We start from the raw sequence: 12,648 nt of genomic DNA, 5'->3' as shown, positions 1-12,648 counted from the left end.
CCTCTTGCACTGCACTTGTACGCCAATACCACTCAGCACGACACCGGCCAAGAACAAGCAGTCAGCACAGGAAAAATATGCGAAGAAAATCACCCGGCAAGGTGAGACAAGAAACAGTCCATTCGACGAGTCCTTTCATACAATCCCTTCGCCCTTACTGCAAAAATAACTTCAAGCTTGGCGAGTCCGTGAAAAGCGGCTGAAGCGATAGCTGCCGGGTGTTGCTATAGAACAGCAACCCCAGATAACGGCTATCTTTCGGGGCGCCAAGCAGCCTTCTGGATGAGTCGAAGACCAGCCATCTGCCATTATCTCGATATTCAATCCAGTTATGCAATCCAGAAGCACTTATATGGTGCTGTTCGTTGGGTACTACTGCCCCTAAAATTCTTCGAACTGTGACGCCATTCCGCTCAAGCAACTCCCCCGCCAGCAGCATGTGCTCAGTGCAATCCCCCCCACCCACTTGCAATGCGTGCTCAGCCCCCTCGACACCTCGACGTATGCCGAAAAACGCAATGTGTTCAACCATCCAGGCAAAGATTCGCTCAACCCGCTCACGCCTGGGATAGATTGCAAATGACTTAGCTAACCGCCGCAACTGTTCAGACGGCTCCTGGACCAAGTCAAAGGATGCCTCTGACGTCCAAGCCTCATCCTGATCCTCAATACCAGGCTGCCACTGCATACTTATACGTTGCGACTGGTATGGCCCCAACTCTTCATGCTGGAGGCAATATTCTCTTGAACGCAGTCGCACAGGACTTGAAGCTTCAATACGCCAGTCACTGACCCGCCCGTTTAGCGAAAGCGGTTTTAGACCGCACACCTCAGCCGCCGGCAGCACACCAGCACTGTCGTTTTGCAAGCGCAGAACAAGTTCGAACCTCTCGTCAGCCTGAGCGGAGCCGCACAACAATGCACTAATCACAGTAATAATTAAGTTGGCGCGCCTGGTCATCTGCCGAGATGCTCACATATTTATTCAATGTATCGCGCACCTGCTCAACCTCATCGAATGACAGGAAGACGCCGGGCAATGGATTATTCGAGAAAAACTCAAAAAACCGCTGCTGATAATCTCTGGACACGAAAAGCACTACTGGCTCGAAAACACGCTGCTGTTTGTCAATCAGTTGTGCAGCCACTTTTGCCGGATCGACTGATGGGAGTTTTTCCAATCCCCGTCCTACCACCACCTTGCCCTGACCAACGAACATCCCGGACAACTCACCGCTCAATAGGTTGGCCGCCACATCCTCCGCCCCCACCAATAGCCAGTCCCAAGCTGGAGCGCCTTGCTTGGCCTGCAACCATTCGCGCCCACCAAACAGTATGTTCGCGTTATAAAGGCCAGTTTCTTGCATCTCAGAACAAACACGCCGCACCGACAGCATGTCATAGCCTGCGAACAGTAACGTCTGAGAAACTCGCCCGCTCTGCAAGCGTGCCAAAAGCGAACCACTCGACACTGACCAAGCACCTTGCACGCTACCCTCGCCATCTACATCGATGAGCTGCTGCGATGCCTGACTGACCCAGCATCCGGGAATGGGTAACGCGGAAGCACTGGCATCCCCCCAAAGCGACAACAGCGATGCCGCCACCAGACACTTAACGCGCTTCGAAGTCATAACCCATTCGCTCGGCTGCTTGATCGATATAGCGATAACGCCCGCCTGTCACCAACTGCGCATCATCATTGCTGCGGATGATCCTAGGCTGAATGAAGATCATTAGATTGTTCTTCGTCTTATTTTTCTTATCACTGCGAAATAGCGCCCCAATGATAGGGATACGCCCCATGAACGGCACCTTGGCATCACCACCTTGCTGCTCATCCGATATAAGCCCGCCCAACACCAGCGTCTGCCCATCCTCCACCAATACTCGAGTCTTGACAGAACGTGTATTGGTAATGATGTCTTGCGCCTGAGCGACACGTGCATTGGAGACACTGGATATTTCCTGCGTGATATCCAATGTAACAGCATCACCCTCATTGACTTGGGGCTTGATTGTCAGGGTGATACCCACATCTTTCCGCTCAATGGTCTGGAAGGGATTATCAACCGGAGTGGCAGCACTCGTAGAACGTCCGGTAACGAAAGGAACATTCTGACCGACGACAATCTTGGCCTCTTCATTATCCAAAGTAACCAGATTGGGTCGGGAGAGGATATTCAACGAATCACTGGTTTCCAGCGCGGTGAACAGTCCCCGTAACGAGCCGTTTCGATAGAAACCTAATGCAAGGCCACTCACCAAGTTAGGCGCTTCATCTATCGCCCCCGCCCCCGCACTATCCCGATATAGAGTTCCGCCATACCAACCATCACCACCTTTAGCGCTGGCGCTGCTCCGCCATTCAACCCCTAACTCACGCCCCTCACTTTCAGACACCTCTACAATCACAGCCTCAACCAGGACTTGAGCGCGGCGAATGTCCAGTTTCTTGATGATGTACTCTACGGCATCGATCACATCAGGCGGCCCACTGACAACCAGAGCATTGGTCGCTTCACTGGCCTGAATGTTCACTTCGACGGAAGACTCCTGAGCGTTGAGTCCCTGCTTCTGAATGCTACTGCTCAGGCTCTGCACTACCGGCAGTATGTCTGCAGCGCGTAGATAGTGCAGATAGAACACCTTGGTATTACCCACACCTTGCACTTTGCGATCCAACCGCATAACCACGTCATGCACCTGACGCCGCAGAACCTCCTCACCAGACACCACGATGCTGTTGGTTCGCACATCGGCACCAATCGAGAAGAACCCCTCCGGTGTATCGGCCTTTGGCTTGGGGAAAAGACCATTGAGCATGGCCAGTATGTCCTGAGCATTGGCATACTTCAGGGCAAAGACATCCGTCGTCACTTCCCATGCCTGATCAAGACGCGCGACCAGATCATCGATCTTGGCGATGTTTACAGCACGGTCAGCAACGATAATGTAATTACGATCCGGATAAGCAGCGATATAGGCCGACTGTGGAACCATAGGCTTGAGCAGATTGACCAGTTGAATGGCCGAAACATTGTTCAATTTGAACAACTTGATAACGTTATCCCCAGCCGTAGCGTTACGCTCATTGACCGGTATGCTGGAGGACTTGGCATCCACTTCGGGAACAACCTTATAAACGTTATTCTCCTTGATGAGCGCAAACCCATGCACACTGAGCACTGAACTCAACAACTGATTGAGGTCCTCTGCAGGAATCGCCTCACTGGTCACCACGGTGACCTTGCCCTTGACTCGGGGGTCGATCACGATGTTCTTGCCCGTCTGATCGGCTACCCACTCAATCAAGGTACGGATGTCCGCATCCTTCATGTCCAGATCAAGTCCAGCAGGCTTCTCCTGTTCCGCATATAGCGCCACGCTGAACAACAACGCACACAACAACGCTCCCCAACGCATCAAATTTCCCCGTTTGCCAGCGCTTGCAATTTATTGAGTTTTTCCGTCAGCTTCTGTTGGCTGATCGGATTCATAGCAGGTGGTGCTGCCGGTAACCTGGCGACCTGTTCAGCAGCCGCTCGATGAAGAGCTGGCTGCTGCCTCTCCTCTAGACTTACGCTTTCCAATGCCCCATTACGTTTGATCAGAACACGGCGTACCTGCACATCGACCAACTCGACGCCAGGCATTAACTGATCGCCTGGATAGTAGAGCTTGTGACTGTTTTCACTCTGAGCGATCACAGCAGCCGAACGTCCCTGTTTGCCACCTACATAACTGGCCACCAGTTTGAGCGACAACGCGCTTTCCTTGACAGGGGCAACGGCAGTCTCTGACTTGATCGTACCGAACAGATTGACCAATTCGACGTGATCCGGCTTGGTACTCTGCGCAGGAGAATCCATAGTCAGGACTGCCGGCAATGCTTCTGTTGACAGATCGTGCTGCCACAGAAAAAAGGCAACGCAATAGGCAGCGGATATGAAAAACAGCCCCGTAAGAAGCAGCCACGGCTTTAGTCGCTCAATCATGCGAGAGTGCAATCCCGACATAACCCCACCATATAAACGCAAAATTCCTAAAAATAATCAGGTGTCCGTACATCAAAATAAAAAACCAACACCCCACTATGAAACAACAGCTCTGAGCACACCACGAAAACTATAAGCTCCAGGCCATCGACCAATTAGAACTTGGCCCAACTCAATACTTACTCGACACCCAGACAGGCACCCTCAACAATATTCTTATGGTGATACGTCACGACAAAAATCCAACCTGCGACTCGTAGCACTTATTGATTTCGCTACCGTCCGTGCATGGGCCACGGATGAACTGGCCGTAGTGGTTGTATTCCGTGTTGGCGCGCCGCCCCACTGAATCGGTACAGCCGGCCAGGCCATTACCGTCGTAGTGGTGCTTCCAGAGCAGGTCCAATACGCCGTTCACCGTAATCAGGTTGTCGCCGGTGTAGCTCAGGATCAGCCGTTCATCGTCTTGATGTTCCTTGACATCGCCCCCCAGCCCTTCGTCGTCGCGCATCAGGCTGGCCTTGATGTCATTGCGGCTCTGATAACCGGCTACGCGGCCCTGGGCTCCGGAGTCGATACGTTTGCCGAGCACGGTCCCCCGGCGATGGTCCGCCAGGCCCCACTGCAAGGCCATTGGACGACGCTTGGGCAGATTCGCGGCATTACTCGCACGTAGGATATCGGGCGCAAGAGCACTCGCACCGAGCACATTCAAACCCGGTACATCAATCTGCAGCATCTCGGTGCTGTAGTGCGGGCCTCGATAGGGGTGATCAATACCAGGATTGAGCAAACCTACGTAGCTGAACAAGCATGCGATGCTTGTAAGCAGGCAAAGCGGAAGGTAACGAAGGAGAGTGCATCCCATGCAGAGTTCCTTTCCATGCCCCAGAGATTCATCTGGGCGATCCATCGGTCTTCGGGAGGAGAAATAGGGCGCCGAGTCTACCCTGAAGGCTAATTGACAGTACAACCCAGTCGTCACTTTTACGACAAGTCCTAGATTTTTCCTTGCTTCCTCAAAGGATGGTGGATGAGATGCAAGCACACTGCGAAACCTTCACAGCGAACACATCACTCTCGGCATGTCAGTCCGGTTGCAACCTTCAACAAGCTCAACGTCCAGGCTTTCACGGATTTCAAGCCCCCTTAAGGGGGATGTCAAAAGCACACATCTTGCTATGATCACTCCCGCTGATCACCGCAGAACAAGAACTTGATGGAGTGACGCACTTGTCCCATGCGATGAATCGATATCGCACCCTGATGCCCCCCTTGCTCGGTCTGCTTGCATTGATACTCGTCAGTAGTGCTTTGGCGTGGCAGAGCGCCGACCTGCTGCGCCTGGTACGCGGCCAGGTGCAGCCCGCCCCGGAGCAGGCCGGCTCCGGCCAGGTGCAGCACGGCCAGGCCCCCGTCGGCCAACTGTTCGGCGCCCCTCGGCAGGCCGATAGCGGCCCGGCGCCGACCACCAATCTGCAACTGACCCTGCTCGGCAGCTTCGTGCACAGCGACCCGCAACGCTCCAGTGCGCTGATCCAGCCCCAGGGCGAGCATGCCCAGCGTTTTGCCGTCGGCACGGAAGTGAGCGATGGCGTGCGTGTGGACGCCATCTATGCCGATCGCGTCGAGCTGCTGCGCAACGGGCGCCGCGAGAGCCTCGGGTTCCCGCGTCAGCAGAGTGGGCAGTACAGCTATACCCCACCGTTCGAAGCAACGCAGGAAGACCCGCAACAACAACTCGAACGACTCGACCAGGACAACCTCGAACAACTGCGCCAGCGCATGCAGATGCTGCGCGAACAGATGGAAGCCTCCGGCACACTGCCCGAAGAAACGCCCCCCGATCAGCCCATGGAAAGCGACTGAACCGATGCCTGTTCTCCGAAGCCGACTGACACTCGCCCTGATAGCCGCCAGCCTGGCCAGCACGCCCTTGCCGCTGCTTGCGCAGATCGAACAGGTGCCCAGCAGCGCCAACCAGCAGGAAGAAAGCTGGACCATCAACCTCAAGGGTGCGGACATCCGCGAGTTCATCGACCAGATCGCCGCCATCACCGGGCAGACCTTCGTCGTCGACCCGCGCGTGAAGGGCCAGGTCAGCGTGGTGTCCAGCACCCCGCTGGGCCTCTCCGAGGTGTACCAGCTGTTCCTCTCGGTGATGGCCACCCACGGTTTCAGCGTACTGACCCAGGGCGACCAGGCGCGCATCGTGCCCAATGCCGAAGCCAAGGCCGAAGCCGGTGAAGGCCGGGCCGCACCGGACCGCCTGGAAACCCGGCTGATCCAGGTACAACACGTGCCGGTGGCCGAGCTGATCCCGTTGATCCGCCCGCTGGTACCGCAGTACGGTCACCTGGCTGCCGTCACCTCGGCCAACGCGCTGATCATCAGCGACCGCAGCGCCAACATCGCACGCATCCAGGACCTGATGCGCCAGCTCGACCAGAGCGGCGCGCAGGATTTCAGCGTGGTCACCCTGCAACATGCCTGGGTGATGGACGCCGCCGAGGTCCTCAACACCGCCATCGCCCGTGGCCAGGCCAAGGGCAGTGGCGCTACCCAGGTGGTGGCCGACGCCCGCACCAATCGCCTGATCCTTCTCGGGCCACCGGACGCCCGCGCCAAGCTGGCCGACCTCGCCCGCTCGCTGGATACACCCACCAGCCGCTCGGCCAACACGCGGGTGATTCGCCTGCGTCACAACGACGCCAAGGCCCTGGCCGAAACCCTCGGGGAAATCTCCGAAGGCTTGAAGAGCCAGGAGACCGGCGAGACCAGCGGCAAGCAGTCGAACATCCTCATCCGTGCCGACGAGAGCCTCAACGCCCTGGTGCTGCTGGCCGACCCGGATCAGGTCGCCACCCTCGAGGACATCGTCCGTCAGCTCGACGTGCCGCGCGCGCAGGTCATGGTCGAGGCGGCCATCGTCGAAGTCTCCGGCGACATCACCGATGCCGTGGGCGTGCAATGGGCGGTGGATGCACGTGGTGGCCGTGGCGGCCTGGGCGGGGTCAACTTCGCCGGTACCGGGCTGTCCGTCGGTTCGGTGCTGCAGATCCTGCAGAACGATGAAATACCGGAGAACACCACCCTCCCCGACGGCGCCATCATCGGCGTTGGCAGCGACCGCTTCGGCGCGCTGATCACCGCACTGTCGGCCAACAGCAAGAGCAATCTGCTGTCGACGCCGAGCCTGCTGACCCTGGACAACCAGAAGGCGGAGATCCTCGTCGGGCAGAACGTCCCCTTCCAGACCGGCTCCTACACCACCGACGCCTCTGGCGCGGGCAACCCCTTCACCACCATCGAGCGCAAGGACATCGGCGTCACCCTCAAGGTCACCCCGCACATCAACGAAGGCGCCACCCTGCGCCTGGAGATCGAACAGGAGATCTCCTCCATCGCGCCGAGCACCGGGCTCAATGCCCAGGCGGTGGACCTGGTGACCAACAAGCGCTCGATCAAGAGCACCATCCTCGCCGACGATGGCCAGGTGATCGTGCTCGGCGGCCTGATTCAGGACGACGTCACCGAAGCCGTTTCCAAGGTGCCGTTGCTGGGTGACATTCCACTGATAGGCGGGCTGTTCCGCTCCACTCGCGAGTCGCACATCAAGCGCAACCTGATGGTCTTCCTGCGTCCCACCGTGGTACGCGACGGCGCCGGCCTGGCCGCACTGTCCGGCAAGAAGTACAGCGATATCCGCATCATCGGCAATAGCAGCAGCAACGGCGGCCGCCCCAGCATCCTGCCCAGCCAGCCTGCGCAACTGTTCGATGGCCAGGGCGCGCCGGCGGTGGATTTGCGCCAGTAAGGGGTATCGCCTGCCACGTTAGCGCCGGCAGCTTCTACCGCCATCGCGGCTGAAGCCGCTCCTACGACCAGCGGTGCCGCCCCCCTCTCCCGCTTGCGAGAGAGGGGCCTCCCGGCACCGCGCATCACCCCAGCGGCGGCGTGCCCGGTGGCACCTGGCGTTTGCTGCCAGTGGACTCGTAAGCAGCCGCCAGCTGCAGCAAGGCCGAGTCGTCATAGGCGCGGCCTGCGAAGGTCAGGCCAACTGGCATGCCGATATCGGCCATCACGCCCATGGGCACGGTCACGGTCGGCACACCCAGGTGGCGAATCGCCAGATTGCCGTTGGCCACCCACACGCCATTACTCCAGGCGATGTCGGCGGATACCGGGTTCACATCGGCATCCGCCGGGCCGACATCGGCAACGGTGGGGAACAGCACGGCATCCAGCCCCAGTTGTGCCATCCAGTCCTCCAGGTCGATCTTGCGCGTGTGTTCCAGGCCGCGCAGTCCATCGGGCAGCGTGGCGATCTGGTCCCAGGGCTTGATGCCGCGCTTGGCCATCTTGACGTACTCGTCCATGCCCGCCGCCAGATCGCCCTCGCGATTCGGCAGCGTACCGGGGTCATGCGGGAAGATCTGCGGCCCATCGACATCGGCCAGGCGCTGCAGCTGCGGGTCGCCGTTGGCCTGCAGGAAGTCGTCGAAGGCCCAGCCGCTCAGCTCCCACAGCTCGTCATGCAGAAACTCGGGCGTGACGATACCCCGGTTGAACACCGTCGGTGCCCCCGGGCGATCCCCTTCGCAGTTGGACACCAGCGGGAAGTCCACCTCCACCACTTCGGCGCCGGCAGCTTCCAGCGCCTGGCGGGCCGCTTCCCACAGGGCGATCACCGTTGGCCGGGTGTGGATGCGCTGGCCGGTCGGACCACCGATGCCCGGCGACTCGCTGGTGCCGGCTTCCTCGTCCTTGTTGATGAACATGCGCGGCACGCCCAGGCGCTTGCCAGCCAGCGCATCGGCCTTGGCTGCCAGCGCCAGGTAGGATTGCGGACGCACAGCGGAGGCTTTCGGGATCGGCACCCAGGGCTGCAAACGCCACAGGTCGCCACGCGTGTCGGCGTCATCGGCCACCACCACGTCGAGTACCTCGAGCAGGTCGGCCATGGTCCGGGCATACGGCACCACCACGTCCATGGTCGGCGTCAGCGGCCAGTTGCCGCGCACCGAGATCACCCCGCGCGACGGCGTGTAGGCGCACAGGCCATTGTTCGACGCCGGGCCGCGCCCGCTGGACCAGGTCTCCTCGGCCAGACCGAACGCGGCGAAACTGGCAGCGGTCGCCGTACCGGCGCCGTTGGACGAGCCCGAGGCGAACGGCGCCGTCAGGTAATCCGCGTTGTAGGGACTCTCCGCGCGGCCGTATACCCCGCGCTGCATGCCGCCGTTGGCCATCGGCGGCATATTGGTCTTGCCCAGGCAGATAGCGCCGGCCGCACGCAGACGCTCGACGGTGAACGCATCACGTTGCGCCACCAGGTCCTTGAAGGCCGGGCTGCCGGAAGCCGCCGTCAGCCCCTTGACCAGGTAACTGTCCTTCGCGGTATAGGGAATGCCGTCCAGCGGGCCGAGCGTTTCACCACGCGCACGGCGCGCATCCGACGCCTCGGCTTCCTGCAGTGCATCCGGGTTGCGCACGACCACAGCGTTGAGCCGGGTCGACGTGGCGGGCCCGTCGTAGGCCTCGATACGCGCCAGATAGGCCTTGACCAGTTCGACCGCAGTGGTGCGGCCGGACTCCAGCGCGGCGCGCAGCTCGGCGATGGAAACTTCGGTTACCTCGATCATGCTGTCATCTCTCGCAGAAGGCGGGACCTGCCAGCTGCATGGCCCCGGTACGCAATACGGCGTGTCCGCGGTCAATGCTGAAACCGCGACACTCTGCCGCCGATGATACAGGGCAACGGATTGCGACAGGAGCGGGCCGGCAGAACTCAGTCTCCGCCGCCACCACCATCACCGCCACCACAGTCGCCACCGAAATCGCCGAAGAAGCTGCCGCCGCCATCCACACCCGGGCCTCCCCCATCGCCCGAGTGGTTCGCGCCTGAGGACTTCCTGCGCATGGCCCGCAGCAACAGCAGCAGAAAGACGATGAACGCGCCGATCACCAAGTAGAACCCCATCAGCCTGCCTCCATGTCCCTGTTCAGCACTGGATGATAGCCCATGCGCCTGCCCGCACTGCCAGAGCGGTTGCCCGCTCGGCGGACACGTTGAGACGCCGATCGCAGAAGCGCCGAGCCATTGCGCACCTCAGTTGCCTGCAGCTTTGCTAGGGTCACAGGCGATAGCCAACGAGCGGAGACCCTCACATGCCACAGATCACCGGCGGCTGCCTCTGCGGCCAGGTACGCTTCAGCACCAGCGCCCAACCCTATCGGGTCGGCGTCTGCCACTGCATGGACTGCCGCAAGTACCACGGCGCACTCTTCCATGCCTCGGCAATCTTTGCCCAGGACACCGTGACCCTGAGCGGCGAAACCGGCCAGTATGGCGGCCGCCATTTCTGCCCGCGCTGCGGCTCGTCGGTGTATTCGCGCACGGCGGATGAGATCGAACTGAACCTGGGCTCGCTGGATGCGCCGGACCAGTTCACCCCCACCTACGAGCTCTGGACCATTCGCCGCGAAGCCTGGCTACCGCCCTTCCCCTTCGCCCGCCATTACCCGCGCGACCGCGAGAGCAGCACGCGCCACGAATAGCGTCGAGCGCTCATGAGCCGTGCCCTCAGGCATCCGCAGCGCGCTGGCAGCCCCAGCCGTGCATCAACCCGGCCTGGAAGAACTGCACCGGCGCCGCGAAGCCGGCGGCCTGGATGATGCCGGCCACCTGCTGCGCCGGCAGCACCGCCACGTCTCGCGCGTAGGCAATGCGTACGCGCTCGAGCATCTGCGGCTGAACGCCGGCACCGGACATCAGCGTCATCCAGTTACGCAGCAGCACCTCGTAGGCCGGCGCGTGGATATCTGCGGCCAGGTCCGCATTGGCCAGCAGCCCGCCCGGCTTGAGCCGCTGCGCGATCTGGCGGAAGAAGCGCGTGCGTGCCTGCGGCTCCAGCAAGAACTGCGAGACCAGGAAGCAGGTCGCGCCGTCATGCAGCGGCTCATCCGCCAGCGTGTCGAGATAGCCCGCGTGAAACTCGCAACGATGCGCAAAGCCCTCGCGCTGCGCACGCTGGCGACAGACATCGAGCATCGCCTCGGAAGGGTCCAGCGCCGTGAACCGCCAGCCAGGAAAGCGCGCGGCCAGGTGGCCGATCTCCGCACCGGTACCCGCGCCCACGCAGAGCACCCGCGCATCGGCCGGCAGCTCGGCGAACAGCGCATCGAGCAGCAGATAGAGCGCCTCGCGAATCGGCGCCATCCCGGCCCATTGCTGGTCATAGCCAGCCGCCTGTTGATCGAACAACGCCCTGAGTTCCTCGTCGCGCATGGCAAACCCTCCGTTTGGCCTGATGAATGATCGCGCTCACACTTTCCAGTATCCCAGAGCTGTCAAGCCCCCATGGCCATGCGCCTTGGCGGCAGCCGTAAGCAGCCGTGGCAAGGCAGCAAGACCGGTCAGCAGTGGATTCGCGGGCACTTTGCCGGCGTTTGCGGGGACTAACTGGCATGCCTCCGCTGAACGAAACCAAGATGCGCAACCCGACCTTCGAACAGAAAGCCTTCATCCTCCTGCTCGCGCTGGTGACCATCGCCTTCTTCTGGATACTCCTGCCGTTCTACGGCGCCGTGTTCTGGGCGATGGTGCTCGCCGTGGTGTTCGCCCCGCTGCAGTCACGCCTCAATCAGCGCTGCAACGGCAGGCGCAACCTGACCGCCCTGCTGACGCTGACCATCTGCCTGCTGGTGGCGATCCTGCCGGTGATCTTCATCACCTCGGCGGTGGTGGCCGAGGGCACCAGCCTGTATGAACAGCTGGAGTCCGGCGAGCTGGATTTCGGTGCCTACGTGACCAGCACCCTGCGCGCGCTGCCGCAGCCGATGCAGGAGCAACTGCAGCGCTTCGGCATCGCCAACCTCGACGGCCTGCGCGAGCAGATATCCAAGGGCGCCACGACCGGTAGCCAGTACCTGGCGACCAAGGTCTTCGCCATCGGCCAGGGCACCTTCGAGTTCTTCATCAGTTTCGGGGTGATGCTGTACCTGCTGTTCTTCCTCCTGCGCGACGGCCAGGAGCTGGTGCGCAACATCCGCGTCGCCATCCCCCTGGCCGACAGCACCAAGCGCCGCCTGCAGATCAAATTCACCCGCGTGGTACGCGCCACGGTCAAGGGCAATGTCCTGGTCGCCGCAGTCCAGGGCGCGCTCGGTGGCTTCATCTTCTGGGCGCTGGGCATCTACAGCCCGCTGCTGTGGGGCGTGCTGATGGCCTTCCTGTCACTGCTGCCAGCCGCTGGCGCCGGCATCGTCTGGGCCCCGGTCGCGCTCTACCTGCTGCTCAGCGGCAGCCTGTGGCAAGGCATCATCCTCACCGCCTTCGGCGTGCTGGTGATCGGCCTGGTGGACAACATCCTGCGCCCCATACTGGTGGGCAAGGACACCCGTCTGCCCGACTACCTGATCCTCGTCTCCACCCTCGGCGGTCTCGCCCTGCTGGGTCTCAACGGCTTCGTCATCGGCCCACTGGTAGCCGCACTGTTCGTGGCCAGCTGGAATCTGCTGGGGACGAAGAAGAAGGTCAGGTTGCCGGAGTGAAGACATCGTCGCAGTGCGGCCATTCGCCCTGGCGCGCAGTCTTCACGACAGTGATAGAAAGGGCTCTCACACTGCCCGGTACTCGAAATGGAAT

Annotated in this window: 12 protein-coding genes; 4 read left to right on the top strand and 8 right to left on the bottom strand. The window is 60.8% G+C overall.

The genetic code is table 11. The features are described 5' to 3' along the window. Positions 1 to 154 precede the first annotated feature (154 nt). The 5 genes from EWH21_RS09640 to EWH21_RS09620 form a co-directional block, all read right to left on the bottom strand. On the bottom strand, positions 155 to 961 hold the full coding sequence (locus tag EWH21_RS09640) for a transglutaminase-like domain-containing protein (RefSeq protein WP_277700385.1): 807 nt from the start codon (positions 959 to 961) through the stop codon (positions 155 to 157). Beyond that, positions 924 to 1,634, bottom strand: coding sequence for a hypothetical protein (locus EWH21_RS09635; protein ID WP_277700384.1), 711 nt, complete (start codon positions 1,632 to 1,634; stop codon positions 924 to 926). Before EWH21_RS09635 ends, EWH21_RS09640 begins: the two co-directional genes overlap by 38 nt. Next, positions 1,615 to 3,426: a type II secretion system secretin GspD gene (gene gspD, locus EWH21_RS09630; protein WP_277700383.1), complete on the bottom strand. Its 1,812-nt coding sequence runs from the start codon at positions 3,424 to 3,426 to the stop codon at positions 1,615 to 1,617. The genes EWH21_RS09635 and gspD (EWH21_RS09630) overlap by 20 nt, the downstream gene beginning before the upstream one ends. After that, complete coding sequence (locus EWH21_RS09625; protein ID WP_277700382.1) at positions 3,426 to 3,998, bottom strand: type II secretion system protein N; 573 nt, start codon at positions 3,996 to 3,998, stop codon at positions 3,426 to 3,428. The genes gspD (EWH21_RS09630) and EWH21_RS09625 overlap by 1 nt, the downstream gene beginning before the upstream one ends. A 229-nt stretch (positions 3,999 to 4,227) precedes the next feature. Then, positions 4,228 to 4,809 (bottom strand): hypothetical protein, encoded by a 582-nt coding sequence (locus tag EWH21_RS09620; RefSeq protein WP_277700381.1) that lies wholly within the window; start codon positions 4,807 to 4,809, stop codon positions 4,228 to 4,230. A gap of 422 nt (positions 4,810 to 5,231) precedes the next feature. On the opposite strand from EWH21_RS09620, the gene EWH21_RS09615 reads away from it, so the two are divergent. Further along, positions 5,232 to 5,867 (top strand): type II secretion system protein N, encoded by a 636-nt coding sequence (locus EWH21_RS09615; RefSeq protein WP_277700380.1) that lies wholly within the window; start codon positions 5,232 to 5,234, stop codon positions 5,865 to 5,867. 4 nt (positions 5,868 to 5,871) lie between these two features. Then, entirely contained in the window at positions 5,872 to 7,815 is a 1,944-nt protein-coding gene (gene gspD, locus EWH21_RS09610; protein WP_277700379.1) for a type II secretion system secretin GspD, read from the top strand. A gap of 124 nt (positions 7,816 to 7,939) precedes the next feature. Here the strand turns inward: gspD (EWH21_RS09610) and EWH21_RS09605 are convergent, their stop codons facing one another. Further along, positions 7,940 to 9,643, bottom strand: coding sequence for an amidase (locus EWH21_RS09605; protein WP_277700378.1), 1,704 nt, complete (start codon positions 9,641 to 9,643; stop codon positions 7,940 to 7,942). 146 nt (positions 9,644 to 9,789) lie between these two features. Continuing rightward, a complete protein-coding gene (locus EWH21_RS09600; protein ID WP_178114234.1) occupies positions 9,790 to 9,981 on the bottom strand; it encodes a hypothetical protein in 192 nt (63 codons plus the stop codon). 188 nt (positions 9,982 to 10,169) lie between these two features. Here EWH21_RS09600 and EWH21_RS09595 point away from each other — a divergent pair, with 188 nt between their 5' ends. Further along, the gene (locus EWH21_RS09595; RefSeq protein ID WP_037048476.1) at positions 10,170 to 10,559 is read left to right on the top strand and encodes a GFA family protein; all 390 of its coding nucleotides are present in this window, start codon (positions 10,170 to 10,172) and stop codon (positions 10,557 to 10,559) included. A 25-nt stretch (positions 10,560 to 10,584) separates the two neighbouring features. Here the strand turns inward: EWH21_RS09595 and EWH21_RS09590 are convergent, their stop codons facing one another. Then, a complete protein-coding gene (locus EWH21_RS09590) occupies positions 10,585 to 11,289 on the bottom strand; it encodes a class I SAM-dependent methyltransferase (protein WP_277700377.1) in 705 nt (234 codons plus the stop codon). A gap of 203 nt (positions 11,290 to 11,492) precedes the next feature. Here EWH21_RS09590 and EWH21_RS09585 point away from each other — a divergent pair, with 203 nt between their 5' ends. Continuing rightward, a complete protein-coding gene (locus EWH21_RS09585) occupies positions 11,493 to 12,554 on the top strand; it encodes an AI-2E family transporter (RefSeq protein ID WP_277700602.1) in 1,062 nt (353 codons plus the stop codon). Positions 12,555 to 12,648: the final 94 nt, after the last annotated feature.

Source organism: Pseudomonas sp. REST10 (assembly GCF_029542605.1).
Classification (GTDB): Bacteria; Pseudomonadota; Gammaproteobacteria; order Pseudomonadales; family Pseudomonadaceae; genus Aquipseudomonas; species Aquipseudomonas khazarica.
This window is presented reverse-complemented; position numbering and strand designations above follow the sequence as displayed.